A 25,073-nucleotide genomic window follows, 5' to 3' on the forward strand; every position below is an offset into this window, starting at 1 on the left:
GCCTCTATATGCGGCAAGCCTCGATCGGGGCTGCTGGTTCAGGACATACAATCGCATATGAGTCGCCTCGATAATTTCATCAGCAGGATGACCGCACAGCGCGACATTCTCAATCAAATCTGCCCCGAAGTGGCGAAGATGGAGGGGCTTGTGCTCGAGCTCGGGCTCGGCAATGGCCGGACGTTCCACCATCTGCGCGAGCGCCTGCCCGGACGCCGGATCGTGGTGTTCGACCGCGAAGTTGGCGCACACACCAGCTCAATTCCCGAAGCTGAAAACCTCGTGCTCGGCGATATACGCGAGACGGCGAGGAGGTTCATCGGCATCGAAGCCGCTCTTGTCCATGCCGACATCGGCACCGGTTATGACGATCGCGATGCAGTGACGGCCACCTGGCTTCCCGATTTGATTGCGGGCATGCTCCGCGTCGGTGGGTACGCGGTGAGCGGCACGCCGCTCGATCACCCCCAACTGCAACGCCTGCAGGCGCCGACTTCGGAGCCCGCCGATCGTTATTTTCTCTGCAGGCGCGTTTGAGGGTGGAGACGGGTCTATCTCTTTGTTTTTACGCAATTCCCAAGGGAAAGCGCTTCGCGCTTTTCCCGGGAAAACCGCTCACACTTTTCCTGGAATTGCTGTAGGGACCAAGTCTTCAAGGGATCGCATACACTGCCATCTCCCGCTCGATGCCGCGCAGCGATACGTCGTGGGGTACGGGCGTCAGCGCGTTCCTGTGCAACAGCTCGGCGGTGAGATTGTCTTCGACCACCGCACGCGTGGCGAAAATCGCCTGTGCCTTGGCAAGGTTCTGGACCCGTGACGCAATGTTGACCGTCTGGCCGAAATAGTCCTGCCGCTCGTTCATGGACACGGCGATGCAGGGACCGGCATGGACGCCGATCTTGAGCAGAAGGTCTTCGCGCCCGCTCTTGTCGTTGAGCGCACGCATGGCATCGCGCATTCTGAGGGCCGCGGCAATCGCCCGATCTGGCGTCGCGAAGGTCGCCATCACCGCATCGCCGATCGTCTTCACCACTGCGCCTGCTTCCGCCGCAACGATCTCGTGCAGCACCTGGAAGTGCTCGCGCACGAGATCGAAGGCCTGGAGGTCGCCTACCCGCTCGTAAAGCTCGGTCGATCCGCGCAAGTCGGTGAATAGGAAGGTCAGGCTGGTGATCTTCAGGCGCTGGTTGATGTCAAGCGTATCCGTGCGATAGAGATCGCGGAATGTCTGGTTGGTGAGCAGGCGCTTGGCGGTGAGGAAGGGCCGGCGCTTGCCCAGGAAATCATGCAATGCATGGCCGGCGATGAAGACCGCCGGAAGCACGCGGGTGTCGGTCCTGTTTTCCAGCGAAATGCGCAACGGGCCGGGTTGCATCTCCAGCGTCTGGTTCTGGACATGGTCGCGGTCGAAGACCAGAGAGAGGTTTCGTCGCTCTGTCACCGGCTCCCCCTTCACGTCGATGAACTGCGCCGAATGGGTGACCGCCTCGAAGACGATGACGAATTGGGACGGAAGCTGTATGTGCAGAACCGCCTTTTCACCGGGCGCAAGCTCGAGGTCCTCCAGCGAGAACGATTCTATCTGTTTGGCCAGATCGTCTTCCGGAAGATCGGCGCCGGATCCCCAGTAGATCTGCCGGTAGTATTCCACCAACGGCAGTTCGTGTGGATTGTGGGCGGCAATCCTGCGCACGCGGGGACTGATGGTGAATGTCACCTCGACCATTTCGTCGAGGGTCGGCGAATAGTCCTGGGAGCACAGCGCGCAGGTGTATTCGTCCCTCTGCATCGTTTTCAGCGTGGCGTTGGTGTCGAGCACGCCGCCACAGCCGGGACACAGGACATTCCAGGACATGTCGAAGATGCCTACCCGCGCCGCATGGAGAAAGGCGCTGATGGCGCGTTCCTCGTCGAGGCCATGCTTGCTGGCGAAGGCCAGCGCGTTGATGCGGCAAAGTTCGCGGTCCTTGCCCTCGGCGATGGTTTGCCGGATCGCGTCGATTGCCTGCGGATCGACATCGGTCGATTGCCGCAGAAGCGAGAACAGATCCTGAGCTTCGTTCATCGTGCAGGCTCCGGAAAATGCGCCACCCGAGGCGGGTTGACCGGACCGCTCCTTGGTCCGAGTCTGTCATTTTACGTCGAAACGGGCCGTACGGCCATTCGAATAGACGAGACTGGTGACAGTTCATTTCCCTTCCGCCGATTTTCACCGGCCGCAAGCGGCCCTATGATGGTACATTGGGCATTCATCTTTGGGGCGTTCTCCCATGCCGAGATCCGACAACCCGCCATTTCCGGCGGCTCTGCGCCTTTTCTCCGCAGGGGTTATCATCGTCCTGATCGTAGGCGCCGGCCTGTTTTTCGCGCCGGCACTGGTCAAGCCGCGCTGGCCCTGGCCTGTCACGCCGTTCAGTGCCCGCTTCCTCGGCGGCTTCTACACCGCCGAAATGGCGGTGATGGCGGCGCTCCTGGTCTGGAATCGCTGGTCGCCCGGCCGGCTGGTGCTCGTGATGGCCTTCATCTTCACCGTCATCGTGTCGGCGGTCTCGTTGATCAATCTCGGCTATTTCAACTTCGGCCGCAAAGCGGCCTGGCTCTGGTTCCTGGTCTATCTTGCCTCGGCCGCCGTATCTGGGCTGTTCCTGTGGCGGGCCAGGGGCCGTCCTTCCGCAAAAGGCGTGACCCTGAACCCCACATGGCGCGGCTACATGTTGGCGGAAACGGCGATCCTCGGGCTCTATGGCGTCGGCATGTTGCTGTTTCCCCTAGTGGTCAGCAGCAGCTGGCCATGGCCGGTCGATCCCTTCCACGCCCAGGTCTACAGCGCCATCTTCCTCGCCGGCGCTGGCGGCACCTATCTCGTCTGGAAAAGCGCGCCGCGCGAGGAACTGCTGGTGCTCGGCCTGGCGCAGTTTCTGGTTGGCCTGCTTGCCGTCCTTGGCCTCGTGATCACCGACGCCCAAGTGCACAAGATCGACTGGGCGGCGACGAAGACATTGTGCTGGCTCGCCCTTTTCGGCTGGATCGGCATCAGCGGTGCCTTCAAACTCACCGCCGCCTCCCGCCATTTCAGCGCGCAATCGGCATCCTAGGCTGCAAAGACGGCTGGATTTTCAGGTGACGTCCGGTGCATCGTGCCGTGCCGATTGCATTCGCCAGAGACGCCATGACCAGCACGACCTCCTCCGAAAAAATCCAGCCGCAGCTCCGCGCCGTCCGGCCAAGCGATGCCGAGGCGCTTTGCGCTATCTTCAACATGCCGGGCTTTCGCTGGGGCACGCTCAGGATGCCGTTCGAGATGGTGGAGCAGGTGGAACGGCGCATCGCCAAGTCCGGCTCGGAAACCACCTGGATCGTTGCCGAGCTGGACGGCAAGGTGGTCGGCCATGGCAGCCTGGTCGTACAGGGTTCGCCGCGCCGCTCGCATATAGGCGAGATCAATATCGGCCTTGACGATGGCTTTGTCGGCAAAGGCATCGGCTCTGCCATACTGGGCGCGCTGCTCGACGTGGCCGACAACTGGCGCGCCCTGAAGCGGGTCGAATTGAGCGTCTATGCAGACAACGAACCGGCCATCCGCCTCTACACCAGCCACGGCTTCGAGGTCGAAGGCCGGCATGTGAAGGCCGGTTTTACCGACGGCCAGTACCACGACCTCCTGACCATGGCCCGGCTGCGGTTCTGATGACCGCCGCCTTTGATCCAGCCCCCACGCCTCCGGTGGAAATTCTGGCTGTGCTGTCGCTGCTCTGCCCGGAAGTCGTTCGCGACATCGAGCAGAACTGGAATGCACCGGCTTCCGATTATGCCCGCCATCTGTGGCGGCCGGTAGCAAGGCCTGCATCGGGCCCGTCGATCGCTGCCCGCTCGATTCTGCGCGACGCTCTGCAGCAGCGCCTTGCTGCGATCATGCAGCCCGAAGAGATCGGCAAGGCCCTCGACGAATTCGAGCACAGGCCGGTGATCCAGTCCGGCCTGCACTGCCTGCTGCTGATGGACCGGATCACCTTCGATGCCTTCCTGCTTGCCTGGCTCGGCGCCGTCGAAACCGGGCTATCGGCCGTCGTCGGCTTCATGGGAACGACGATGACCATGGAGACCGTCGGCCAGGAGGGGCCGGGATGGCTCGATGTCGGCGACGACAAGGTCAATTTGTTTGGCATGGGGCGGCACAAACTGTGCCGCAAAAGCGTCTGCGCGGCCGGTCCCGTCTCCCTCAACAAGCGCGCGCTTCAAGCGGTGGGCAATGAGACGGATGCCAGAAGCTGGCTGGGTACACTGCTCGCCAGCCAGGACAAGGTGTTTGCAACCGCCGCCGATGCGCTGACAGAACTCAACGAGGATCTGGTTGCCGATTGGGATCGTTCGGGCACGGCCCGGCCGGTCTTCATCGATGATCGGCTCGCCGCTGCCGCCATGGCGCGGCATCTGGACGATGAGGGCAGCCTGCTATCCAGGCTGCTCATGGAGCCCACAAGGCGCCAGCGTCTCGACCGTGCCCTGCAAGAGGCCGCATCAGGCCCATTCGGCAGATTCCTGCCCAATGCCACGGCCTATTTCTGGGGCATCCGCGAACAGCGCGCGCGCAAGCTCGTCCTTGAGAACGGGCAGCTGATCGAGCCTGACCGGCCGCATGGTCTCTCCATCCCGTTCGAGCGGCAGCATCTCAGGCAGGCGCTGCTGGACGGCCTGCTTTTGCCAAACTTGTTCCTGATGTTCCTTGTGCTCGCCATATTGCCGCGGGTGCGGGTTGTGGGCGGCCTTAGACAGATTGGCTATGTCGCTCTTTTCCATCAGATCCTGCTCAATGCGCTGGACGAAACCGCACTGGGCGAGCGCGATTTGGCTGCGGAGCTTCAGGTTCAGGAAAATGCCTGGGGCATGCGGGTCATCGATGAAAAGATCTCGGTCCGCGAGCAGCTTGCCGCCCTGCCAGCAGGGGCGCTCTTCCAGGACCTGCTTCAGCAATACCGGTTGCGGACATTTGCCGAGACGACTGGGGACCTGAAACTGGTTCGCGAAAACGCCCGATGGCGCAAGATCGGCCGGGCCTTTGGCGTCTGAGCAGGCCGCTACCTGATCACTGCACCACGCCGGCCTTGCGGAGCCCGTCGACCATGAGTTCGAAATCGGCCGGGTTCTTGTAGGGCAAGACCTTGCGACGGTATTCCAGCGAAAAGTCGGGATTGACGCGAAGCACCTCCTGCCATGTCGCGCGAGCCTCCTCCAAACGGCCCAGATGGCCGTAGCTGGCGGCGAGAAGCGCGCGCGAGACGTCGGTGACAGCGTTGCGAGCCAGCCGTTGCAGCAAGAGGTCAACGGCCTCGTCGAACCTTCCCAGTTGAAACAACGCCAAAGCCTGGAAGTGCAGAAGCACATCCGGAAAGTAGGGGTTCAAGGTCTTTCCCCGGGCGAAACTCTCAAGTGCCTCCTCGGGTCTGCCCGAATAGTACAGCGTCTCGCCGCGGCAGACATGGGCTTCCGCGAAGTTCGGATTGAGGACCAGTGCGCGCTCGACCTCGTCGATGGCCTCATCGTGCTGTCGTGTGTACAGCTTGGCTATCGCCAGCGCCCAGTGCGCCCAGGGATCCTGGTCATCCAGCGCTACCGCTCGCGTTGCGGCCGCTTCGGCTTGCGCCATCGATTCCGGAGGCGACGCACCCCACCTGTTCAGGTAATCGATGCCGTGCGTGAGGCCAAGGAAAGCGTAGGCAGAGGCAAAGTTCGGGTCCAGTTCGGTGGCACGTTGCAAGAGGTCGCGGGCCGCGGTGTTCGCCTCCTTCGTCAGCCGGTGCCACAGCTCCCGGCCGCGCAGGAAATAGTCATACGCCTCCGTGTTGCGCGGGCGCTCGGGCGCCAGCCGCTGACGGGCATCCTCGGTCAGGTTGAGCGCCAGCGCACCGACGATCTGCTGCGTCACGTCGTCCTGCACGGCGAATATGTCGGTCAGGTCGCGATCGAACCGCTCCGCCCAAAGATGGCCGCCCGTGGTTGCATCGATGAGCTGCGCGGTGATGCGCACCCTGTTGCCCGACTTGCGTACGCTGCCCTCAAGCACATGCCGCACGCCGAGCTTCGTGCTGACGTCCTGCACATGGACGTTCTTGCCCTTGAAGGTGAACGACGAATTGCGTGCAATGACGAAGAGCTGCGACAGTTTGGACAGCGCCGTGATGATGTCTTCAGAGATGCCGTCGGCGAAGTAGTCCTGTTCGGCGTCACCGCTCATGTTGGCGAACGGCAGCACGGCTATCGACAGCTTCGGCGGCGCTGCCGCAGCCGGTCGGCTCGTGTCGGTTACCGGGGTCGCGGACGCCTTGGTCCCGGCGCTGCCGACTTGCAGCGAGTAGACCCGGATCGGCTCGGCGATGTTCTTGAGCTGCGTGCTGCCGAGATCGCTGACCGAGAGGTCGAGCCTCGCCTTGACCTGGCGATAGGCATCCTCCGACAGGCAGATGGCGCCGGGCGCAGCGACGCCCTCCAGACGCGAGGCGATGTTGACGCCGTCGCCCATCAGGTCGCCGTCGCTTTCTTCGACCACATCGCCCAGATGGATGCCGATCCTGAACTCGATGCGGCGGTCCTGCGGCACGCCGGCATTGCGCTCAGCCATGCCGTTCTGAACCTCAACGGCGCAGCGCACGGCATCCACCACACTGCGGAACTCAACCAGCGCCCCATCCCCGGTGCGCTTGATCACCCGCCCGTTGTGCACCGCGATGGTTGGATCGATCAGGTCGCTGCGCAGTGCCCGCAACCTCGCCAAGGTACGATCTTCATCCGCACTCGCGAGCCGGCTGTATCCGACCACATCTGCGGCCAGGATTGCGGCCAGCTTACGGTTCTCGCTCATGGGTCCGCCTCCTCATCTCCACGATAGCAGGAAGACGGGGTGAGAGGGAATTTTTGCAGACGACGGCCAGCCGCCCGTATTGGCAGCGCTCGGCCGCCGAACGCACACGGATGCCCCATTTGCACCGCCGCTTGCCGGTTGACGGCTATCGGTTCATCCTTGTGCATACCCAGGCCGTGAAATGCATGGCGGATCACGCCATCATGGCCCCAGGGCAAAGAGATTGAGCATGATGTCTGGACAAACGGTTCCCGTTTGTCCGAGAAAACCGCTTCACACTTTTCGGCATCATGCTCGGGTGAGGTGTCCATGGACTGCTCGGGCTGCGGTTTCGAGATCGAGGGCGGTTACGCCTTCTGTCCGAAGTGTGGCAGGCGCCAGCCCGTGCCGTGCGCCAGCTGCGGCTACGCCTGCGAACCTGATTTCAAGTTCTGTCCGAAATGCGGGGCAAGCGTCGGTGCGTCCGCAAAAGCCGCCGAACGGCCTGCTCCGGCACTAAGCCGGACCATTATGCCGCCTTCCCAGGCTCCGTTGCCAAACATCGAAAGCGAAGAAGGGCCGCATCCCGTCTCTGACGCCGATCGACGGACGGTAACGGTCCTGTTCGCCGACCTCTGCGGCTTCACGACACTCAGCGAGCAGCTTGACCCCGAAGTCATGCAAGCGCTGCAGAACGAATTGTTCAAGGAATTGACGGCGGCCGTGCGAAACTTTGGCGGTTTCGTCGACAAGTTCATCGGCGATGCATTGCTCGCCTTGTTCGGTGCGCCGGTCGCGCATGAGGACGATCCGGAACGCGCGCTTCGCGCCGCTCTCGACATGATCGCCCGGATGGCTCGGCTCGGTCAAAGCGCCGCCCATTCCGGTGCGCCTCTGTTGCTTCACATCGGCATAAACACCGGTCCGGTCGTTACCGGCGGATTGGGTTTCGGCACCGCCAAATCCTATTCGGTGACCGGCGACACGGTGAATACGGCGCAACGCCTGCAATCGCTGGCCGCCCCTGGTGAGGTGCTGGTGGGCGAGCTCACGCACAGGCTGACCCGGCATGCCTTCTCTTACGACTCGCTAGGCGACGTCGTGCTTCGCGGCAAGGCCGGCAGTGTGCTCGTCCATCGACTGGATGCACCGCTTGCCGCGCCGCGGGCAGCGCGTGGGCTTGAGGCGCTCGGCCTCAGTGCGCCGGTAATAGGCCGGGATGCGGAGCTCAACAGAATGCTGGCGAGCCTTGACCTGGCGTGCGGCGGCTCGGCCCAGCTTGTCCGCCTCGTCGGCGAAGCCGGTATCGGCAAATCGCGGCTGGTGAAGGAGTTCGTCGCCCGTGTCGGCGACGACGATCGTTTTCGCAACGTCGCGGTGCGGCAGGCCACGTGCTCACCGCTGGGCGAACAGTCATTCGGCGCGCTGGGCGCAGTGGTTCGCAGCGCTGCCGGGATGATGCAAAGCGACAATGGGGACGAAATGCGGGGCAAGCTCGCGGCCTTGCTTGCCGATCTCGGCCTGCAGGGCGACGAGGCGAAGCGGCTGATGCCTTTGCTCTACCATGTGCTTGGCCTTGGCGACCCCGACGCCACCTTGCAGCATGTCGAGCCCGAGCAACTGCGGCGGCAAATTCTCTACGCAGTCCGCACCATCATCGAACGGCGGCTTGCGTTGTCGCCGCTGTTGATTGTCGTCGAAGACCTTCACTGGGCCGACGCCGTGTCGCTCGAGGCACTGCGTTTCGTCATGGACAGGCTGGAGCGCACGCGGCTGATGCTGCTGGTCACGCATCGTCCGGCGCCGGACAACGACCAGCTCGACTCAAGCCGGGTCAGCCACACAGCGCTTCGGCTTTCGCCGCTCAACAGCGATGACGGACGCAGCCTGGTGGCGGCGCTTTTCAGCGAGAGCTGGGTAAACGCCGCGGGAGGGCTTCTCGACCAGATCCTCGAGCGCGCGGGCGGTAACCCGCTTTTTATCGAGGAGATCGTTCGCGGCCTTATCGATCGCGGTGTACTGGTGCGCGAGGGTCAGCAATGGAGGACCGTGGCAGGCGAAGGCGCAACCGGCATCCCCGCCACGATCCAGGCAATGTTGCTCGCTCGCGTCGACCGGCTGCCCCAGGAGGTGCGCCGGCTGGCCCAGGAAGCCGCGGTAATCGGCCCGCGCTTCGATGCCATGCTTCTGAAGACCGTGACGGCCGACCCCAGCCGACTGGAAGCCGGCTGCGAGCTGCTTTGCGATTCTGAAATCATCGAGGAAGTTGCCGGATCGGGCTCGGTTTCGTCGCAAAGCTACCGCTTTACGCAAACATTGCTGCAGGACGTGATCTACCAGAATCTGCTCCTGCAACGCCGGACCGATATCCACGGCCGGGTTGGTGCTGCCCTGGAGAAGCTGTGCGGCGACAAGCCGGAACGGCTCGAGGATTTGGCCGTGCTCGGCCATCATTTCGCACAGAGCGCCGAGCGGGAGAAGGGCGCGCATTACCTGCAGGCGGCAGGCGATCGCGCGCGCATGATATACGCCAATGACGACGCCCTTCGTTTCTACGAGCGAGCACTGGCTGCGTTGGGCGCGATCGGGCAAATACCGCTCAAACTGGCTATTGCAGAGCGCATTGCCGATTTGAGCGGCTCGGCAGGCCGCCGCGAGATCGCGCACCGCCACTACGAGACGGTGTTGCAGGCCTACCGCGAGTCAGCCGATCGTGTCGCCTCGGCGCGCGTTTTGCGCAAGATTGGCCGGCTGCTGTGGGACGTGGGCAAGCGGGACGACGCAGAATCCCGCTATGTTGAGGCGGCAGCGCTCCTTGATGGAGCGGATGCCCCGATCGAGCAGGCGCATCTTTGGCAAGAACGTGGCCGACAGGCGTTCCGCAGCGGAGATCACGCGCTCGCGGCAAAATGGGCGGACGCGGCGCTGGATTGCCTGAGCACTCTGACAACTGTCTCCGAGGATGCCACTCTTGTGACCTCCGAGGCACTCAATACCAAGGCCGTTGCGCTGGCTCGCCTTGGCCGAAACCATGAAGCCGTGCGGGAGGTTGAGCGCAGCATTGAACTGGCCGAAGCCGCCGGCCTGCTGGGCGCGGCCTGCCGGGGCTACACCAATCTCGGCGTGCTTTACACGACCATCGATCCGGCCCGGGCGATGGAGGTCTGCCGGCGCGGTCTTGAAGTGGCACGCCGTATTGGCGATTTGGGTTTCCAGGCGCGCCTCCTCGCCAATCTGGCCGTGGCTTGTTGTACTTTCACGGATCGCTGTCCAACGGAGGGCGTGCCTGCTGCCGAGAAGGCCATCGAGATCGACCGGGCGCTCGACCAGCGCGAGCACCTGCCGGTGCCGTTGATCGTGCTTGGGCAGATCCACCAGTGCAACGGCCGTCCGGAACTGGCGGTCGGCCTGTTCCACGAAGCGCTGGACGTCGCCCGCGAAACGGGCGAGCCCCAACTCTTGTTTCCGTGCTATGATGGCCTCGCAACGCTTAATCTCGACCTCGACAATCTGGCCGAGGCCGAACGCTACTTTTCCCTGGCGCAGGGCATATGCGCCCAGCACGGGCTCGACCCGGAAGGGCTTGTGGTGCTGCCGTTTCTCGACTAGCCGGGGTTGGAGGTTGGAAATGTCCGCGCGTGTTGACTTGTTGCCGCTTCAGCCGGGCGACCGTGCGCCGAACGTGGTCCTCGACGCCATTACCCAGGAAGGCAAGATCGCGCTTGACGACTTTCGCGGCCAAAAGCCGGTGCTGGTCGGCCTGTTTCGAGGTCTGCATTGTGCGTTTTGCCGGCGCCACATCGCCGCCCAGGCGCGGCTCGATCCGGAGCTTCGCGAAAGGGGCGTGGAGAGCCTGACGGTGGTCAACACGCCGATCGAACGGGCGCGCCTCTATTTCCGCTACCATCCGATGCCTAACCTGCTGGCGGCCTCGGACCCGGAACGCGCTTCACATCGTGCTTTTGGGCTGCCCAATCTCGAATTCACCGAGAACGAGACGAACTGGCCCTACAAGGTCGCGATGGCAGTGGCAAAGGATATGCGGGTCGACATACCTGGCGAATTGCCCGGTCCCATGGATCCTATGACGGCCGGCGCAATCCTCGACAAGAAGGACAATTACGAACTGACCGAAGCCGACGAACAGATGATGGCAACGGGACATGGACAACTGGTCGGTCAGTTCCTGCTCGACCGGCAGGGGATTGTCCGCTGGAGCTTCACCGAGGTCCCGGAGGGTGGGCGATACATGTTTGGCGCGCCAAACCCGAAGGAGCTGATGTCAGCCGTGTCCCAGGTCGCCCAATAATGACCTGACACGTTCAGCGTTCATCGAGCACGGCCTCGACAGTGGCAACAAAGTCATCGAGCGAGCGGTCGCCGCGAATTTCGATGCGCGGAAGGTCGATGGGATCGCCATCGAGGTCCGCCGGCCCGTGTTTGCGGCCGAAGCCCACTCGATAGCCGCACTCCCTTGCCAGCCGGCCGAGTCGCCGGTCGGTGACAGAAAAGGGCGCCGCGAACGCGGTGGTTGGCCGGCCGGTCCACCGTTCGATGAACAGACGAGAGCGCAGCAGTTCGGCGGCCAGGCCAGCGCTCGACAGACCATCGATGGCGCGATGCGTGGCCATATGGCTGCCGAAGAATGCGCCTTCGGTGGCGAGGCGTCGGACCGTCCCGGCGTCCATAAGCTGCGCCGGCGGACCGTTGTAGGCGTCCCATCGCGCCGTTTCCCCCACCAGGTCCGTCACCAGAAACACTTCCGCCGTCAGGTCGTTGGCACGCAAGATCGGCCAGGCATGGTCGGCAAAGTTCTGGAAGCCGTCATCGAAAGTGATGAGCACCGGACGGCCCGCGAAAGGCTGACGGTTGGCGATGAACCCTTCCAGCTGCTTGGACCCGATCGCGTGAAAGCCATTGGCGCGCAGCCATGCCATCTGGCTGGCGAATGCGGCGGGCGTCAGCCGAAACCGGGCGAGCGCGGACGGACCTTCATCGGCGACGCCGTGATACATGAGAACAGGGATGCGTTGGCGTCGCTCGCTGCGCGCGACGTCGCGGCGCAGGGCCCGCGCCCCGCCCCAGACGATATTTCGCGCCACCCCGATGTCGATGGGCGCGCGGATCGGCACATGATCGATCACCGGTTCGGTCGCCACTTCGTCCGGCGACAGGCGGCGGAAGCGGTCTATGCGGTAGAGCTCGGTCTGAATCGATTGCTCGAGCACGAGGCTTTCGGTCGCTGCCAGCGTCTCGGAGATCGCTTGGGCACCGAATGTGTTCCAGTCGAAGCCCGTCTTTTCGACATTGTCACGCAGCACGAATGCGTGTGCGCTGATGAAACTGCCGCCAGGCGCCAGCGCCGCAGCGAATTTCTTGGCGATTCGCCGCAACTCGGCGAGATCGTCCAGATAGTAGAGCACCTCCGAACAGAAGATCAGATCCATCTCACCCGGCAACGTGTGGGCGGCGAAATCCAGTACACCGAACGCAATGTTCGGCTGATCGCTGCATCGAGCACGAGCCCGCTCGATGGCTATGGCGGAGATGTCGGTTGCGGTCAGATGGCCCACGCGCGGCGCCAGCTGCCGCGTGAAATGGCCCTCCGCACAGGCGAGCTCAAGCGCCCGGCCGATGGGACCGGTAGGCAGGATCTCGAGCTGCCGCTCATATTTTTCCTGCTCATAGAGCGAACTGTAGTTCCAGGGATCCTCGGTCGCGAAATAGCTGTTCCAGAACGCCGTGCGATCATTCCTGTCCGCGGTCCGTGACCGGCGCGGCGCTGAGGGAGGCTGTGCGGGTTCGGCGCTCGAGCGAACCAGCTCCTGCGCTTCCGCCGCCAATTGCGCGAGTTTGCCGAAGTGGCTGTGAGGATCGGAGCGGCCTTCCGCACTGGTCGACAATGCCTCGGCTGCAAGGCCAAGCCGCCCAGCCGGCACGATAGTCTGGATCAATTCAATCCAATGATCCCTTGTCACAGTCCCGAGCACACCGAACTGCGCGACGGCTTCGATCCGGCCATCGACCGTCAGGTGGGCGTAGATCCGATCGATGCCTTCGGGCAGTTCGGTTGCGGCCGGGTTGCGAGCGTCGACGCGAATTCCAAGCGTCCGCGCCAGAATGCGCGGCGCGGCAAGATCGTCGGCGTCGAGAAGCATCTGCTCCAGCTGATACTGGATGCGGCGAGCCGCGCCGGGATTGTCCCAGATCTTGCCGAGTTCGATGATCAACTGGGTGATGGCGCCGCCGAACCTGTCCCATCCGGCAGCCAATTGCGCCGGCGCCGACAGGCTTCCTGCCACAAGGCCATCGACGATCACCCTGGCGGTCTCACCCGCCCACTTGCGTCCTGCCGGGAGCGCGCGCAGGGGCTGTAGGTCGATCGAGCGCAAACCTGAGCCGCAATCCGACGCGGTGTTCCGCAGCGCGAGCCACGCGCGTGCTTCGGCAGCGGTGCCGCCGTTCGTCGAACTGGAGGGATTATGCGCCACGCCGTCTTACCCGCGCCTGGTGAAGCGATTCGAACGCTCGACCAAAACCTTGGCAAGCCCCAAACCCGTGGCAAGCCATTGAGTCCACGACACGTCTCGTAGCAAGCCGTAACCTGTTCAGCCAGAAAATGATTGTCCAGCGCCCGGGGAGCGGAACGCTCTGTCCTGCTGAGTTCCGTCGAAAGCGCGCCTTACGGCCCCTCGGAAGCCCGGTGGACGATTCACTCATTAAACCCGAACGCGCGGGGGAGCAAATGGCGACGACAACCAAGAAGCGACCGACGAACCAGGACCTTGAATGCATGACGCCGCCCAAGACGGGGCGACGTGGAGGCCCCCGATATGCTGCCGATACCTCTTTGTTTTGCGCAATTCCCAAGGGAAAGCGCCCCTACATTCAAAATATAACATACGAATACGTTGGGTAGAATTGGCGGCAGGAATCGTCTTGCGAGCCGAGGCGCTGTTCCCCTTGGCGCTCCCCGGCGCCAGACAGCAAAAAGGCCCGGTTTCCCGGGCCCTTTTTGCTTTTCAAATCTAAAGAAGATTTGGAGCGGGTGAAGCGATTCGAACGCTCGACCCCAACCTTGGCAAGGTTGTGCTCTACCCCTGAGCTACACCCGCTCACACGGCCTTGGGCCGCAAGCCGGGCCTATATGGCTGAAGAGCGCGGCGATTGCAACAGGGAAATGACGGGCTTTTTGGTCGCGGCAAATTGCCTGGCCGAACCTCGTCGGCAACGCTGGCGGCTGACTTCCCGCATGACGGTCTTGTCTAGGCGGCATCATTGGCCGTAAACGGCTTTGCCCCGCGCCAAGATAAGGGAAGACCACCAATGCCGAAGACCGAAGCCGAGCTTTTCGCCTTTCTTGCCGACCTCGGCATAGCGGTGTCGACCGTGCGCCATCCGCCGCTCTACACGGTCGCCGATTCGCAGTCGCTGCGCGGCGAGATTTCAGGCGGCCACACGAAAAACCTGTTCCTCAAGGACAAGAAGGACAATTTCTTCCTGGTCAGCGTAGGCGAGGATGCAGCCGTCGACCTGAAGCAGATCCACACGATCATCGGCGCCGCCAGCCGGGTCTCCTTCGGCAAACCGGAGATGCTGATGGAGCTGCTCGGCGTCATTCCGGGCGCGGTAACGGTGTTCGGGCTGATCAACGACACCGAAAGACGGGTCAAGGTGGTGCTTGACCAGGATCTGATGGCGCACGACGTCATCAATGCACATCCGCTGACCAATGAGGCGACGACCTCGATCGCATCCGCCGACCTCATCAGATTCGTCGAGGCAACCGGACACGATGCTGCTATCTTGAAAGTCTCGGCTTGATCGCCACATGGATGGCGAAAACTGACCTCTAGCATGGATGTCGCGCCTGCTCCGCTGGCGAGGGGCGCGACCGGAAGGGCGACGACATGAGCGACAACAACAATCCGTTTGGCGGCCAATTCGGCGGCAATTCCGGCCAGTACACCACCTCCGTGCAGTATGGCGGCGCCGAGCCCGCCAAGCCGGCATTGGGCGCCGCACCAGCCGCCGCCGATCTGATCAAGGATACCACGACGGCTGCTTTTGCCGCCGACGTCATCCAGGAATCGCGCAAACAGCCGGTGCTGGTCGATTTCTGGGCGCCGTGGTGCGGCCCCTGCAAGCAGCTCACACCGCAGCTGGAAAAGGCGGTCAAGGCCGCCGGCGGCAAGGTCAAGCTGGTCAAGATGAACATCGACGATCATCCCTCGATCGCCGGCCAGCTCGGCATCCAGTCGATCCCGGCGGTCATCGCCTTCAAGGACGGCCAACCGGTCGACGGTTTCATGGGCGCCATCCCCGAGAGCCAGATCGGCGAATTCATCACCAAGGTCGGTGGCAAGGGCAATGGCGCGCCGCCGGTCGCCGAAGCGCTGGCCGCGGCAGCCGAAGCGCATGCGGCGGGCGATGCGCAGACCGCAGCCGACATCTATGACGCCATACTGGCGCAGGCGCCGGAAACGATCGAGGCGATCGCCGGGCTGGGCGAGCTTCTGTTCGAGGCCGGCGACGCACAAGGCGCCGAGGCGCTGCTGGCAACAGCACCCGAGGCCAAGAAGGATGCGCCCGCACTTGCCGCGCTGCGCGCCAAGATGACGCTGGCTGCGGAAGCGGCAGCGCTTGGCAATCCGGCCGAGTTCGAGCAGCGCCTGGCCGCCAATCCCGGCGACCATCAGGCGCGTTTCGATCTTGCCATGGTCCAGAATGCGCGAGGCGATCGCCATGCGGCGGCCGACAATCTGCTGGCCATCATCAAGGCGGACCGCACGTGGAACGAAGACGGCGCCAGGGCGCAGCTGTTGAAGCTGTTCGAGGCGTGGGGGATGACCGACGAGGCGACACTGGCGGCACGGCGGAAATTGTCGTCGCTGCTATTTTCTTAGTGCATGATCCCGAACCGAAGGACCGCGCTAGCGAAAAGTGGGGAACCGGGTTTCTCGGACAAAACGGGAAACGTTTTGTCCAGAGATCATGCACCAACAAATAGGTGTTCGCCGGCGAAATTGTTGGTGGAGCGGCTGTGGGGCCTTGCGGCCCGCGGCGGCTGCGCCAGATTAGGCCGATACAACGATGCCGGGCTGCGGCAGGCCGTATGCCGACGAAGCGATCGGAGGACTTAAGTGCAGGTCGGAAACGCACATTACCGGGTCGGCAAGGATCTGCCGGCGACCATCCCGGTGTTTCCGCTTGCCGGCGCGCTGCTGCTGCCGGGCGGCCGCATGCCACTCAACATTTTCGAGCTGCGCTATCTGCAGATGGTGGATGAGGCTATCGCCGGCTCGCGGCTGATCGGCATCATCCAGCCCAGCCTTGACGGCGCGCTGCGTGCCGATGGTGAGCCCGAACTGTGCAATGTCGGCTGCGCCGGGCGCATCATCTCGATGGCCGAGAGCGGCGACGGCCGCTATCTGATTTCGCTGCAGGGTGTGTGCCGGTTCCGCATCACGCATGAGCTGTCGGTGAAGACGCCGTTCCGGCAATGCAAGCTGGCGCCGTTCCTCACCGACCTCAGCGAAGACCAGGCGGCGAGCGAGGTCGACCGGCCGGCGCTGCTTAAAGCGTTTCGCGCCTATCTGCAGGCCAATGAGCTCGAGGCCGACTGGGAAAGCGTCAGCCGCGCTGAAAACGCCATGCTGGTCAACGCGCTGTCGATGATGGCGCCCTACGGCCCGGCCGAGAAACAGGCGCTGCTGGAAGCGCCCGACCTTAGGGCACGCGCGGAAACGCTGATCGCCATCACCGAAATGGCGCTGGCGCGCGAGAATGAGGATTTTGGCTCGAGTTTGCAGTAAAGGCTGAGCCGGTGGCTGAAAGGGGATCCGATGGCTGCGGACGGACGTGATAGCAAGACGGCCAGTGTCGATCCAAAACTGCTGGAGCTGCTGGCCTGCCCGCTGACCAAGAGGCCGCTGGCCTGGGATCCGGAACGCGGCGAGCTGATCTCGCGGGTTGCCAAGCTCGCCTATCCCGTACGCGACGGCATCCCGATCATGCTGCCCTCGGAGGCGCGGAGCATTTCGGCGGAAGATGTGTTGTCGCCGCCGCGGCTGAGTGGGCCGGCGCAGGCTGGCCGCTGATCGGCAGGTAGCCCGTGATCGCTCCTTTTTGGGGGGGGACATCGCAGACCTTGGAGATTGGCCGAAACGCTACTCCCTTCGTCATCCGAGGGCGGAGCAGCCGCAAAGCGGCGTCGCGGAGACCTAGGATCCATGCCGTGACCTTGATCGAAGGGTGCCACGGAGCAGAATTCTGCACCGTTTCAACGCCTTAACGTCATGGCATGGATCCCGGGGTCTGCGCCGCGTCGCTTCGCTCCTTGCTCCGCCCCAGGATGACGAAGCGATGGGTGTCTCGGCTAATCTCGAAGGGTGAGAAAGCGCCCTACTGAAAATTCCTTCCCTTGGGCATGACCCTCTCGGCCTTGTCCGACAGCGCCGCAATGTCGGGCCGGACCGGCACGGCCGGCGTCATCTCTTCCAGCAGCACCGCCAGCCAGGGCGTCAAATCCTCGATCTTCTCGGCGACGATGTGGATGACATCGGATTCCGACTGCAACTTGCCGGTGACCTTGACGAAGCGCGCGCCCATGACGATGGGGCGGAAGCGGGTAAAGGTTCTCTCCCAGAAAATGACATTGGCGACGGCCTTGTCGTCCTCCAGCGTCAGGAAGATCGCATTGCCCTTGCCGGGGCGCTGGCGCACCAGCACCAGGCCTGCGACGGAGACCCGCCTGCCGTCGCGAACCGAGCCAAGGTTGGCATTGGGGATGACGCCGGCGCGGCCGAGCCGCTCGCGCAGGAAGGCGACCGGATGCGCCTTCAAGGACAGGCCGAGCGCGCGGTAATCGTGGATGACATGTTCGCCGAGCGGCATTGTCGGCAGTTTCGTTTCGGGTTCAAGCTCGCGCAGCCGGATCGCCGGCTGGTCGAACAGCGGCAGTTTTTCGGCCGCACTCTTGCCGTCCAGCGCGCGCACCGCCCATAAGGCTTCACGACGGTCAAGGCCGAGCGAGCGGAAAGCATCGGCCTGCGCCAGCCTTTCGATATCGTCGACATCGAGGCCCGAACGCAGCCAGACATCCCTGACGCTTGAATAGCCGGCACCGCGCCGCGCGACGAAAGCCTCCATACGCTTCTCCGCCAGACCCTTGATCTGGCGGAAGCCAAGCCGGACTGCATACTGGGTTTTGATGACGCCGCGCATTTCGGCATGGCGCGGCAGGATGCGGCCCGGATCGAACTCATCTTCCTCAAGGGTGCAGTCCCAGACGGAGAAATTGACGTCGACCTCGCGAATGCCAACGCCATGGTCGAGCGCGTCGCGCACCAGCTGCGCCGGCTGGTAAAACCCCATCGGCTGCGAATTCAGGATCGCGGCGCAGAACACGTCGGGATAAAAGGTCTTGAACCAGCAGGAGGCATAGACGAGCAGCGCGAAGGAAGCGGCATGGCTTTCAGGAAAGCCATATTCGCCAAAGCCCTCGATCTGCTTGAAGCAGCGTATGGCAAACTCTTCCGTGTAGCCATTGCCAACCATGCCGACGATCATGCGCTGGCGATAATTGCCGATGGTGCCGGTGCGCTTGAAGGTGGCCATGGCGCGGCGCAGTTCGTCAGCCTCGCCCGGTTTGAAGCCGCCAGCGACGATAGCGATATTCATCGCCTGTTCCTGAAACAGCGGGACGCCCAACGTCTTGCCGAGGATCGCTTCCAGCTCCGGCTTTTGGTACTCAGCCGCTTCCTTGCCTTGCCGACGGCGCAGATAGGGATGGACCATATCGCCTTGGATCGGGCCGGGGCGTACGATCGCCACCTCAATTACGAGGTCATAAAATTTCTCTGGCTTGAGACGCGGCAGCATCGACATCTGCGCGCGTGACTCGATCTGGAAGACGCCAAGCGTGTCTGCCCTGCAGATCATCTTGTAGACCTGCCTGTCCTCTGCCGGCAGGGTAGCCAACACATAGGGTTGTCCATATGGGTCCCGGGCCTTCGGGTAGTGGTCAGTAAGCAGACTGAAGGCGCGCTGGAGACAGGTCAGCATGCCGAGCGCCAGCACATCCACCTTCAGGATCTTCACCGAGTCGAGATCGTCCTTATCCCACTCGACCATTTTGCGCTGGTCCATCGCTGTCTTGACGATGGGCACGATCTCATCGAGCCGATCCTTGGTGATGACGAAGCCGCCGACATGCTGCGTCAGATGGCGGGGGAAGCCCATGATTTCATTGGCAAGGTCGATCACATGCCGAGACACCGGGTCGGTGCGGTCGAGACCGCCGGCCCTTGCTTCCTTCTCGCCAAGCTCCGACGTTGACCAGCCCCAGATCGAGCTGGAAAGGGCCGCCCTGACGTCCTCCGACAGACCCATGGCCTTCGATACTTCGCGCAGCGCCGATCGGCCGCGATAGCTGATGACGGCAGCGGCAAGTGCCGTGCGCTTGCCGCTGTATTTCTCGTAGATGTACTGCATGACGGTTTCACGCTTTTCATGCTCGAAATCGACATCGATGTCGGGTGGCTCGTTCCTTTCCTCGGAAATGAAGCGCTCGAAAAGCGAATCGATTTTTTCTGGTCCCACCTCGGTGATGCCGATGCAGAAGCAGACGACCGAATTGGCGGCCGAACCGCGGCCCTGGCAGAGAATATCCTTGCTGCGAGCGAACTGGACGATGTCGTGAACCGTCAGGAAGTAACGAGCGTAGTTGAGGCGCTCGATCAGAGCGAGCTCTTCCTCGATGCGCTTGATCACGGATTCAGGCACACCCGCCGGATAGCGTCTCACGGCGCCCTCTCGTGCCAGCCTTTCCAACTCGGCCTGCGGTTCTAGACCTGATAATGTCGGCTCGTCCGGGTAATTGTACTGGAGGTCACTCAGCGAGAAGGTCAGCTCCTGCGCAAACCGCAGCGTTTCGGCCAGCGCCTGCGGATGGCGGCGAAACAGCCGTGCCATCTCCAGCGGCGGTTTTAGGTGGCGCTCGGCATTGGCTGCCAGTTGTAGCCCGACTTCGGCGACAGGTGTGTTGAGGCGGATCGCGGTGAGCACATCCTGCAAAGGGCGCCGCTCCACTGTGTGGTAGAGCACATCGTTGGTCGCCATCAACGGAATGCCGGCTGCTTCCGCCATGGCTGCCGCCTGCTCGATCCTGAACCGGTCATTGCCGGCATAGTCAGGCGAAACGGCCAGGCGGAGATTTCTTCCGAAACGATCCCTGAGCTGGCGAAGCAAAGCGAGACCATCCTGCGCGTCCGCCGTCAGGTCGGGCACGACCGCCAGCGACATCAGATCTCCCCATTCGAAAAGGTCGCTGCGTTCCAGCAGGGTCGCGCCCTTTTCCGTGTCTTCGCGCAGGTTGGCCTGGGTCAACATGCGGCACAGATGCCCCCAGCCTCTGCGGTCCTGCGGATAGGCGAGAATGTCCGGCGTGCCGTCGCCGAACACCAGGCGACAGCCGGGGTGATAGGAGAATGTTTCGGCCTTCGCCTGCTGCCATGCGCGGACCACGCCGGCGACCGTGTTGCGGTCGGCAAGCCCTATCGCCGAGAATCCCATCAGCTTGGCGGCCACCACCAGCTCCTCCGGTTTGGAGGCGCCACGCAGGAAGGAGAAGTTCGACTGGATGCCGAACTCGGCATAGGGGATGACGGTGAGCGCGTTCATGCGAACACCCCATGCATGAACCAGCGCGGCGGCACTTGCGGATTGCCGTAGAGGCCTTGCCGGTAGAGCCAGTAGCGGCGGCCGTCGGCATCCTCGATGCGGAAATAGTCGCGGGTGGAGGTGACCGGATCACTGACGGCTTCATGCCACCATTCGGCGGCGATGCGTTCGGGCCCCTCCACACGCGTGACCCGATAAAGCGCGCGGCGCCAGCGGAAATTCATCGGCGGCCCCTCCGGCATTTCGGTCGCCGGCACCTCGATCGGCTCGGGCGAACGGAACAACCGGATCGGCCGCTCCGGCGGGAAGATGGTTGCCGGCGGCGCGTCTTTCCGGTCGGGCTTTTTCGGCGGTGTGGTTCGTTGCGGCGCCTCGGAGAAAGGAATGGTGGCGACGGCGCGCTCCGGCAGATGGCTTTCGACGGCGACCGCTTTCAGCACAGCATTGTCGCCGAGCCGGGCGCGGATGCGGTCGGCAAACAGCGCGATGTCGGCGCCGTCATCCTCGGTTTCGCCGGTCAAATCGGCCTGCTGCATGTCGAAGGCGGCAGCCGCCAGCACCGAAAGCCGCACCAGGTCGAAACCGTAGCCGGCATCGATGTCCTGTTCGAGCGCGGCCAGCCGCTCGTGGAACAGGCGCTGGATCAGCTTCGGCTCGCGTAAGGGCCGTGACGTGCCGACAGCGATGCGGCTGACGGCGCCGTCGACGCGAAACAACAGCAGGGCCAGCATCCTGGCGCCTTCGCCGCGGCGCTCGAGGTCGACCTTCAGCGTTATCGCCAGCATTTCCACCAGCCGCTCGATCTCGGCGGTCAGCACGACCGGCTCGGCAAGGTGGCGCTCGACCGAAAGCGGCGCCACGGGGAGGCGCGGCGATACCGCCTCGTCGAGGCGGCCGAGCGCCTGGTCGAGACGCAACAGCAAGCTGGCGCCGAAGCGGCGGGCGAGCGGCGCGCGCGGTGCGGCCATGACCGCGCCCGCGGTGCGCAGGCCAACACTTTCCAGGCTGGCGCGGATATCCGGCTCGATGCGCAAAGCGGCCAGCGGCAAAGGGGCAAGCAGCGCTTCCTCCTCGCCGGAGGGAACGATGCGGTCGCCGCAAAAGCGCGCCGCCGCCCAGGCCGCGCCCGGCGTTGCGGCCAGCCCGGCGCGGACATCGAAACCCTGCTGGAGAAAGCGCGCAAGAATATCGTCCAGCATGGCGCGTTCGCCGCCGAACAGATGCGTGCAGCCGGTGACGTCGAGGTAAAGCCCGTCGGCGCCGTCAAGCGCCACCAGCGGCGTGTAGCGGTCGCACCAGTCGGCGAGGCCTTCGAGCAGTCGTCGGTCGGCCTCCGGATCGGCCTCGACAATGTCGATCGAGGGATGCATGGCGCGCGCGTCGGCGATGCCCATGCCGCGTTTCAGATGCAGCGCCTCAGCCCGCTCGTCGAGGGCCGATATGCGCTGGGCGTTGCGGTCGCGATGGCTGATCACCAAAGGCAAATGATCCGACGGCCGGGAACGCCACGACCGTCCCAGGCGCTGGCGCAGGATCCGCTCTGCCCCGAGATGCGGAAACCACAGCGACAGAATTCTCTGGCCGTTCTTCGCGCGGCCGTCTTTCTTCGAAACGGTGTTCATCGGGGTTCCACTCCAGTGTGAATTGTCCGGGCAGAGCGGTGCGGCTCTTGCCGATGCTGACGGTGAAGGCGGGGCGGCCGATCGAGCCGGCGAGCGGGCCGGCAATGGTCCGGCGGCTTGCCGCCGGCGCGGCCGACACGATGAGGCGCACCGGGGCGGCGGTCGGTTCGGCCTCGCCGGCCTGGCGCAGCAGGAACACCGGCCGGCCGGCGTTCTGGGCGCGGGCGTGCAGCCGGCGCGTTGCGGTGAGGTCGAGCCGCTGCGGGCTGCCGCGGATTTCGAGGATGACAGCGGCGAGCGCGGTCATCTTGGCGGCCTCCTCGGCCACCCACAGCGCATCGGTGAGTTTCGGCGCCTCGGAAAACAGCAATTGCTCCGGCGCGATGCCGAACATGTCCTGCAATCCCCTGGCATAGGGAAAGCCGGCCTCGCGAAAAATCTCCGACGTGCCGATCCACAGCACGGGCAGGTTCTGTCCTTTGAGGATCAGGCTGACCAGCGACAGCACAAAGCCGGCGACAGCCCCGGCATTGCGGGTCTCGAGGCCATGGATTTCGCTAAGCGCGGCTTTCGGCAGGCCGCCGCTCAGCGCTGCATCGAGGCGCTCTATGCCGGTGGGCAGGAAGGCATCCGGCGAAGCCACGGCAAGGCCACGCCGGATGATGGTGACATCCGGAGCGACATCGAGGTCGGGCGCGCCGACATAGCCGTCAGCACCCGCGCGAAGCCGCTCGCTGGCCGGCGCGGCCATGCGCTCGGGCAGCGTTCCCTCGATCTTCGCGATCTGGCGGCGCAGGGCAAAAACAGTCTCCCGCGCCACGGCTGAAGTCGCCATGACGGTCAATTTCTCGCACAATTGTTCCTGTTATGTTCCTATAGATTCCAGAGGGTGCCCCAAGAGTCAAGCGGAGTCAGAAGGAATTTATTCCTCTATGGTCATTGACGTCATGGAATTGCCGCTTCATTGCCGAGTCCGGTGCGAAAGCCTATATGCCGGGATCAAAGGACAAAGCATGGCCCGCATCTACAAGACCCGCACCTGGCACGACGAACTCTCGCCCTCGATCGAGGAAATGGAGTTTCTGGCGCTGGAGGCGTACGCACATCTGCCGGACGATTTTCGCAAGCTGACCGGCGAGATCGTCATCGTGATTGCCGAGTTCCCAACCGACGAGATCATGGACGATCTGTCGCTGGAAACGCCGTTCGACCTGCTTGGCCTGTTCGAAGGCCGCGGGATCGCCGAACGCTGGAACCCGCAGACCGGCGAGGGCCCGAACCGCATCACGCTCTACCGCCGCGCCATCCTCGACTACTGGGCCGAGAACGAAGAGACGCTGGGCGACATCGTCACCCACGTGCTGATCCACGAGATAGGCCACCATTTCGGCCTGTCGGACGATGATATGGAGAAGATCGAAGAGGCGGCCGAGTAGGTTGTGCCGATATTCAGGTGAGGCCGGCCTGCGAACGGCAGCCTCCTGCGCTTCCGGTGCTCACGTACCCAAAAGTACGCTCCGCCCCGTTCTCGGTATCATCAGCCATTCTCGGCTCGGCCTGACCTGAATCTCGACACAGCCTGCGTCGGTGCTTGCAAGCCTACCAGTCGCTCAGCTTGGTATCCGGCCCGTATTCCTGGCCGTCGATGTCCTTCACCACCGACTGGCCGCAGCGCATCGACTTGGTCTTCTTGTCGTAGGCGTAGGTCGGCGAGCCATAGAGGTGCCAGCCCTTGTTCAGCGCCGCCGTCACCTTGTGGCAAAAGGTGGAATCGTCGGGGGCGGATAAAAAGCGGTAAAGTCTCATGGGTCAGGTCCTGTCGTGAATTCTGTGTTGTCGGGCGTGATCTTTCCGAAGCCGGCTTAGCCAATCATGCGCTGATGGCGGCCGCCTTCGCCAGCAGTTTTTCGGCCTGCGCCAGATGCAGCCGCTCGACCATTCGGCCGTTCAGCGCAATCACGCCCTTGCCGGCATTTTCCGGCAAGGCGAAGGCATCTTTCACCGCGCGCGCCTCGGCCAATGCCTCGGATCCGGGCGCAAAGGCGCGGTTTGCGGCGTCGATCTGGGCCGGATGGATCAGCGTCTTGCCGTCGAACCCCATGGCGGCGGCCTCCGTGCACTCGCGCGCAAAAGCATCAGGGTCGCGAAAATCGTTGGAGACGCCGTCGAGCATGTCGATGCCGCCGGCGCGCGCCGCCAGCACCATCTGCATCAACCACGGCACGAGGTAGCGCCGGTCGGGCGTCGCCAGAACGCCGGTCTCCTTGACCAGATCGTTCGTTCCGGCAACGAAACAATTGAGGCGCGAGGCCGGGTCGCGGCCGAGTTCGGCGATGGCGCCGATGTTGAGCATGGCTTTCGGCGTCTCGATCATCGCCCATAGTTTCATGCTGTCGGGGGCAAAATTGTCGTCGAGCACATCGCCGACTTCAAGGATGTCGCGCGGCGTGGCGACCTTGGACAACAGGATGCCGTCGGGCTCGAATTTCGCCGCGGCCAGCAAATCGTCGGCGCCCCATTCGCTGGACAGTGCGTTGACGCGCACGATCATCTCGCAACGGCGCCCATAGTGGTTGGCAACTGGCCGGCGAGCGAAAATACCGGCCAGTTTCTCCCGCGCGGCGATCTTGTCAGCGGGCGCGACGGCGTCTTCGAGGTCGATGATCATGGAATCGCAGGCAAGCTGCGCGATCTTGACCAGCGCCTTGTCGTTGGAGGCCGGGACGTAGAGCACCGAACGGCGCGGGCGGTAGGGTTCGCTTGTCATGGCCGATCTATGCCGCGTGTGGTTGGTGGAGGCAAGCGCCCGACCGGCACCTGATACGAGCCAACCGCGAAAGCTCGCGCTGCCCCTTTGCCTGCCGTCCTCCTCCGCCGTTGCGAAAGGGGGGCCCTTCCTCTCCCCCGTCGATCGGGGGAGAGGTGTCGAG

The 25,073-nt window shown here is 63.6% G+C and carries 19 protein-coding genes and 1 tRNA gene; 11 read left to right on the forward strand and 9 right to left on the reverse strand.

The window, feature by feature from the left end; all coding sequences use genetic code 11:
* Positions 1-57 precede the first annotated feature (57 nt).
* On the forward strand, positions 58-537 hold the full coding sequence (locus tag AC1DZ8_RS31085; RefSeq protein ID WP_477309312.1) for a class I SAM-dependent methyltransferase: 480 nt from the start codon (positions 58-60) through the stop codon (positions 535-537).
* Between the two features lie 115 nt (positions 538-652).
* Here the strand turns inward: AC1DZ8_RS31085 and AC1DZ8_RS31090 are convergent, their stop codons facing one another.
* Positions 653-2,068: a DUF5939 domain-containing protein gene (locus AC1DZ8_RS31090; protein ID WP_477309311.1), complete on the reverse strand. Its 1,416-nt coding sequence runs from the start codon at positions 2,066-2,068 to the stop codon at positions 653-655.
* Positions 2,069-2,273: 205 nt separating this feature from the next.
* On the opposite strand from AC1DZ8_RS31090, the gene AC1DZ8_RS31095 reads away from it, so the two are divergent.
* From AC1DZ8_RS31095 to AC1DZ8_RS31105, 3 genes are all read left to right on the forward strand, one after another.
* Positions 2,274-3,098 (forward strand): hypothetical protein, encoded by an 825-nt coding sequence (locus tag AC1DZ8_RS31095; RefSeq protein ID WP_477309310.1) that lies wholly within the window; start codon positions 2,274-2,276, stop codon positions 3,096-3,098.
* 74 nt (positions 3,099-3,172) lie between these two features.
* The gene (locus AC1DZ8_RS31100; RefSeq protein ID WP_477402209.1) at positions 3,173-3,691 is read left to right on the forward strand and encodes a GNAT family N-acetyltransferase; all 519 of its coding nucleotides are present in this window, start codon (positions 3,173-3,175) and stop codon (positions 3,689-3,691) included.
* Positions 3,691-5,070: a hypothetical protein gene (locus AC1DZ8_RS31105; RefSeq protein ID WP_477402211.1), complete on the forward strand. Its 1,380-nt coding sequence runs from the start codon at positions 3,691-3,693 to the stop codon at positions 5,068-5,070. Before AC1DZ8_RS31100 ends, AC1DZ8_RS31105 begins: the two co-directional genes overlap by 1 nt.
* A 16-nt stretch (positions 5,071-5,086) precedes the next feature.
* Here the strand turns inward: AC1DZ8_RS31105 and AC1DZ8_RS31110 are convergent, their stop codons facing one another.
* A complete protein-coding gene (locus tag AC1DZ8_RS31110) occupies positions 5,087-6,859 on the reverse strand; it encodes an adenylate/guanylate cyclase domain-containing protein (protein ID WP_477402213.1) in 1,773 nt (590 codons plus the stop codon).
* A gap of 309 nt (positions 6,860-7,168) precedes the next feature.
* Between AC1DZ8_RS31110 and AC1DZ8_RS31115 the strand changes: the two genes are divergently transcribed.
* Together AC1DZ8_RS31115 and AC1DZ8_RS31120 are read left to right on the forward strand one after the other, a co-directional pair.
* Complete coding sequence (locus AC1DZ8_RS31115) at positions 7,169-10,447, forward strand: adenylate/guanylate cyclase domain-containing protein (RefSeq protein ID WP_477310361.1); 3,279 nt, start codon at positions 7,169-7,171, stop codon at positions 10,445-10,447.
* A gap of 19 nt (positions 10,448-10,466) precedes the next feature.
* Positions 10,467-11,147 (forward strand): peroxiredoxin-like family protein, encoded by a 681-nt coding sequence (locus AC1DZ8_RS31120; protein ID WP_477310359.1) that lies wholly within the window; start codon positions 10,467-10,469, stop codon positions 11,145-11,147.
* 13 nt (positions 11,148-11,160) lie between these two features.
* Here the strand turns inward: AC1DZ8_RS31120 and AC1DZ8_RS31125 are convergent, their stop codons facing one another.
* Together AC1DZ8_RS31125 and AC1DZ8_RS31130 are read right to left on the reverse strand one after the other, a co-directional pair.
* Positions 11,161-13,329 carry an SAM-dependent methyltransferase gene (locus AC1DZ8_RS31125; RefSeq protein ID WP_477310357.1) on the reverse strand — a complete coding sequence of 723 codons (2,169 nt, stop codon included), beginning with the start codon at positions 13,327-13,329 and terminating at the stop codon, positions 11,161-11,163.
* Positions 13,330-13,878: 549 nt separating this feature from the next.
* Positions 13,879-13,953, reverse strand: a tRNA-Gly gene (locus AC1DZ8_RS31130).
* 211 nt (positions 13,954-14,164) lie between these two features.
* Between AC1DZ8_RS31130 and AC1DZ8_RS31135 the strand changes: the two genes are divergently transcribed.
* The 4 genes from AC1DZ8_RS31135 to AC1DZ8_RS31150 all read left to right on the forward strand — a co-directional run bounded on the left by AC1DZ8_RS31135 (position 14,165) and on the right by AC1DZ8_RS31150 (position 16,938).
* Entirely contained in the window at positions 14,165-14,662 is a 498-nt protein-coding gene (locus tag AC1DZ8_RS31135) for a prolyl-tRNA synthetase associated domain-containing protein (RefSeq protein ID WP_477402216.1), read from the forward strand.
* A gap of 86 nt (positions 14,663-14,748) precedes the next feature.
* Entirely contained in the window at positions 14,749-15,744 is a 996-nt protein-coding gene (trxA, locus tag AC1DZ8_RS31140) for a thioredoxin (RefSeq protein WP_477310353.1), read from the forward strand.
* Between the two features lie 237 nt (positions 15,745-15,981).
* Positions 15,982-16,653: an LON peptidase substrate-binding domain-containing protein gene (locus AC1DZ8_RS31145; RefSeq protein WP_477310351.1), complete on the forward strand. Its 672-nt coding sequence runs from the start codon at positions 15,982-15,984 to the stop codon at positions 16,651-16,653.
* A gap of 30 nt (positions 16,654-16,683) precedes the next feature.
* On the forward strand, positions 16,684-16,938 hold the full coding sequence (locus AC1DZ8_RS31150) for a Trm112 family protein (protein WP_477310349.1): 255 nt from the start codon (positions 16,684-16,686) through the stop codon (positions 16,936-16,938).
* A 304-nt stretch (positions 16,939-17,242) separates the two neighbouring features.
* Here the strand turns inward: AC1DZ8_RS31150 and AC1DZ8_RS31155 are convergent, their stop codons facing one another.
* Genes AC1DZ8_RS31155 through AC1DZ8_RS31165 form a run of 3 tightly spaced genes read right to left on the reverse strand, consistent with a single transcriptional unit; the run spans position 17,243 to position 22,978 of the window.
* The gene (locus AC1DZ8_RS31155; RefSeq protein ID WP_477402218.1) at positions 17,243-20,521 is read right to left on the reverse strand and encodes an error-prone DNA polymerase; all 3,279 of its coding nucleotides are present in this window, start codon (positions 20,519-20,521) and stop codon (positions 17,243-17,245) included.
* On the reverse strand, positions 20,518-21,996 hold the full coding sequence (locus tag AC1DZ8_RS31160; protein ID WP_477310345.1) for a DUF6504 family protein: 1,479 nt from the start codon (positions 21,994-21,996) through the stop codon (positions 20,518-20,520). Before AC1DZ8_RS31160 ends, AC1DZ8_RS31155 begins: the two co-directional genes overlap by 4 nt.
* Positions 21,938-22,978 (reverse strand): ImuA family protein, encoded by a 1,041-nt coding sequence (locus tag AC1DZ8_RS31165; RefSeq protein ID WP_477402220.1) that lies wholly within the window; start codon positions 22,976-22,978, stop codon positions 21,938-21,940. Before AC1DZ8_RS31165 ends, AC1DZ8_RS31160 begins: the two co-directional genes overlap by 59 nt.
* Before the next feature lie 178 nt (positions 22,979-23,156).
* Here AC1DZ8_RS31165 and AC1DZ8_RS31170 point away from each other — a divergent pair, with 178 nt between their 5' ends.
* A complete protein-coding gene (locus tag AC1DZ8_RS31170; protein ID WP_112560156.1) occupies positions 23,157-23,579 on the forward strand; it encodes a metallopeptidase family protein in 423 nt (140 codons plus the stop codon).
* 163 nt (positions 23,580-23,742) lie between these two features.
* Here the strand turns inward: AC1DZ8_RS31170 and AC1DZ8_RS31175 are convergent, their stop codons facing one another.
* Both AC1DZ8_RS31175 and AC1DZ8_RS31180 read right to left on the reverse strand, forming a co-directional pair.
* Positions 23,743-23,949 carry a DUF1737 domain-containing protein gene (locus AC1DZ8_RS31175; RefSeq protein ID WP_023699283.1) on the reverse strand — a complete coding sequence of 69 codons (207 nt, stop codon included), beginning with the start codon at positions 23,947-23,949 and terminating at the stop codon, positions 23,743-23,745.
* Positions 23,950-24,013: 64 nt separating this feature from the next.
* Entirely contained in the window at positions 24,014-24,910 is an 897-nt protein-coding gene (locus tag AC1DZ8_RS31180; RefSeq protein WP_477311213.1) for an HpcH/HpaI aldolase/citrate lyase family protein, read from the reverse strand.
* Positions 24,911-25,073: the final 163 nt, after the last annotated feature.

It is taken from the genome of Mesorhizobium sp. P2_F7 (genome assembly GCF_056403695.1).